The following is a 2,550-nucleotide window of genomic DNA, read 5'->3' on the forward strand; positions in this document are numbered from 1 at the left end:
GGCTCATCGATAAGCTGTTCCAGCAATGCCTCCCAGATACCGTTATCGCGCCAGCGGCAAAATCTCCGATGCGTGTTTTTCCAATCCCCATAACTGGTCGGAAGATCACGCCATGGCGCGCCTGTACACAAAATCCAAAACACCGCATTGATGAATTGCCGGTTGTCCCTGGCAATTCCGCCCCATTGTCCGCTTTGCCCAGGCAAATGCGGCTCCAGTAGCACCCAAACCGCGTCTGAAACATCGTGTCGCCGCGCGCTCTCCGTCATGAAACTACCTACGAGTGACAATAAAGTTGTAATTTAACCACATTTCGTGACGACACTACCTAGCTCATTCTTTCTATCATTGCATCACCGAATCTTGAGCAGGCAACCTTAGTTGCTCCCTCCATTAGTCGCGCAAAATCATAAGTTACTATTTTGTCCCTGATAGTTCTTTCCATGGATTTAATAAGGATATCAGCGGCTTCATTCCAGCCAATATACCTTAGCATCATTTCAGCCGAAAGAATAATTGATCCGGGATTAACTTGATCCTTACCAGCATATTTAGGAGCGGTACCATGCGTAGCTTCAAATATCGCAATTGAATCACTTAAATTTGCGCCAGGGGCAATTCCAATCCCCCCCACCTGTGCAGCTAACGCATCAGAAATATAATCACCATTTAAATTTAGTGTCGCAATTACATCGTACTCATCAGGACGCAATAAAATCTGCTGCAAAAAAGCATCTGCGATAACATCTTTTATGACAATCCCACCTTTATCCTCAGGTAATTTCATCCATGGCCCCCCATTTAGCAACTCAGCACCGAATTCTCTCTTAGCCACGCCATAACCCCAATTTTTGAAAGCTCCTTCGGTAAACTTCATAATGTTACCTTTATGCACCAATGTTACCGATGCGCGTTTCTTATCGATCGCGTACTGAATCGCTTTCCGCACTAGTCGCTCAGTTCCTTCTTTTGATACCGGCTTGATACCAATACCGGAAGACTGAGGAAAACGAATACTCTGGACTTGCATATCTTTTATCAGGAAATCGATTACCTTCTTCGCGGATGCGGATTCAGCTTCCCACTCTATCCCTGCATAAATATCTTCTGAATTTTCACGAAAAATGACCATATCGACTTTTTCCGGACTCTTTACCGGACTAGGTACACCTTCGAAATATCGAACAGGACGTAAGCACACATACAAATCCAGCAGTTGGCGCAGTGCGACATTGATAGATCGAATCCCGCCACTTACCGGTGTTGTCAAGGGACCCTTGATAGAAACCACATATTCTCTTGCAGCCTGTAATGTTTCATCTGGTAACCATATATTCTCACCGTACAACTTGGTTGATTTCTCTCCAGCGTAAATCTCCATCCAAGAAATCTTTTTCTTATCCCCATATGCCCTATTCACAGCCGCATCTACCACTTTTATCATCACAGGTGTGATATCAACCCCTATTCCATCACCCTCAATAAATGGGATAATTGGGTAATCAGGTACATTCAATGAGAATTCGCTATTGACAAGAATTTTCTCGCCATTAGGAGGTACTTTTACATGTTGAAACATAAAATCTCCAATAGATTAGTTGGTTATGAAATATATTTCTAATTCAATCTTGAACAACAGAATGAATCGATAACTCCAGGTATCCCTTAAATCGCTATTCATTCAAATCAATTCCCGCCTGATCAGTTCTAGCTCGTAATGCCATTTTGCTCTCCGGCTGAACAATTCCATTCCGTGTTTGCACAAGAAATTCTGCCCCATTCGTCTAAACAAAAAGCATAAAAACTTAACAAATCTCGATTCCTAATTGACTTTCTAAGCATCAAACGCATTACATTCTAAATCAAAACTCATTACTTTCTTTTTTTACTTAGACATCCATCTCACCTGAGCTCTTCCTGATTTTTACAGCGAAAAGCAAACCAGAGATTTGTCCATGATTAATAATCGAATCTAACAGATTCTTAAAGAGTCTTAACAATTTGTATTAGTATGCCTAAGCTTTCATTGTTTACTAAAAAATACGCTAAAATGTGAAATTTGAACTTTTATCGGGAGCCCTTTGATGTCAATGGCAAATCGCGATGGTGTAATCTGGTACGATGGGAAAATGATTCCTTGGCGAGATGCTACCACGCATGTACTTACTCATACTCTACATTATGGAATGGGTGTATTCGAAGGCCTACGTGCTTATCTAACAAGCAAGGGACCGGCCATTTTCCGTTTGACTGAGCATACTGATCGCCTGTTTAATTCAGCGCATATCTTCAGAATGCCTATGCCTTTTGACAGGGTCACACTAATGCAAGCACAAAAGGAAGTAGTTAAACAGAATCACCTTGAATCAGGTTATATTCGCCCTATCGTTTTTTACGGTCCAGAAGCCATGGGATTATCCGCTAAAAACCTTTCTGTACACGTCGCAATTGCAGCTTGGCCATGGGGTACCTATCTAGGGCCAGATAGTTTAGAAAATGGCATTCGTGTCAAAACATCTTCGTTTTGCCGTCATCACGTGAATATCAATA

General features: G+C 42.0%; 3 protein-coding genes. 1 reads left to right on the plus strand and 2 read right to left on the minus strand.

Annotated elements, in window-relative coordinates; all coding sequences use genetic code 11:
• Both J5I83_RS06655 and icd read right to left on the minus strand, forming a co-directional pair.
• Positions 1-269 (minus strand): transposase (locus tag J5I83_RS06655; RefSeq protein WP_304054362.1); only part of this gene is annotated, 269 nt, incomplete at its 3' end.
• 59 nt (positions 270-328) lie between these two features.
• Positions 329-1,579, minus strand: a complete 1,251-nt coding sequence (gene icd / locus J5I83_RS06660; protein ID WP_304054363.1) for an NADP-dependent isocitrate dehydrogenase — start codon at positions 1,577-1,579, stop codon at positions 329-331.
• A 505-nt stretch (positions 1,580-2,084) separates the two neighbouring features.
• Between icd and J5I83_RS06665 the strand changes: the two genes are divergently transcribed.
• Positions 2,085-2,550: aminotransferase class IV (locus J5I83_RS06665; RefSeq protein WP_304054364.1), on the plus strand; the 466-nt coding region annotated here is incomplete at its 3' end.

Source organism: Nitrosomonas communis, from assembly GCF_024102715.1.
GTDB lineage: Bacteria > Pseudomonadota > Gammaproteobacteria > Burkholderiales > Nitrosomonadaceae > Nitrosomonas > Nitrosomonas communis_B.

Excerpts from the sequence above, each read along its gene's own strand:
- icd (WP_304054363.1), bottom strand. The coding sequence starts at position 1,579 with ATGTTTCAACATGTAAAAGTACCTCCTAATGGCGAGAAAATTCTTGTC.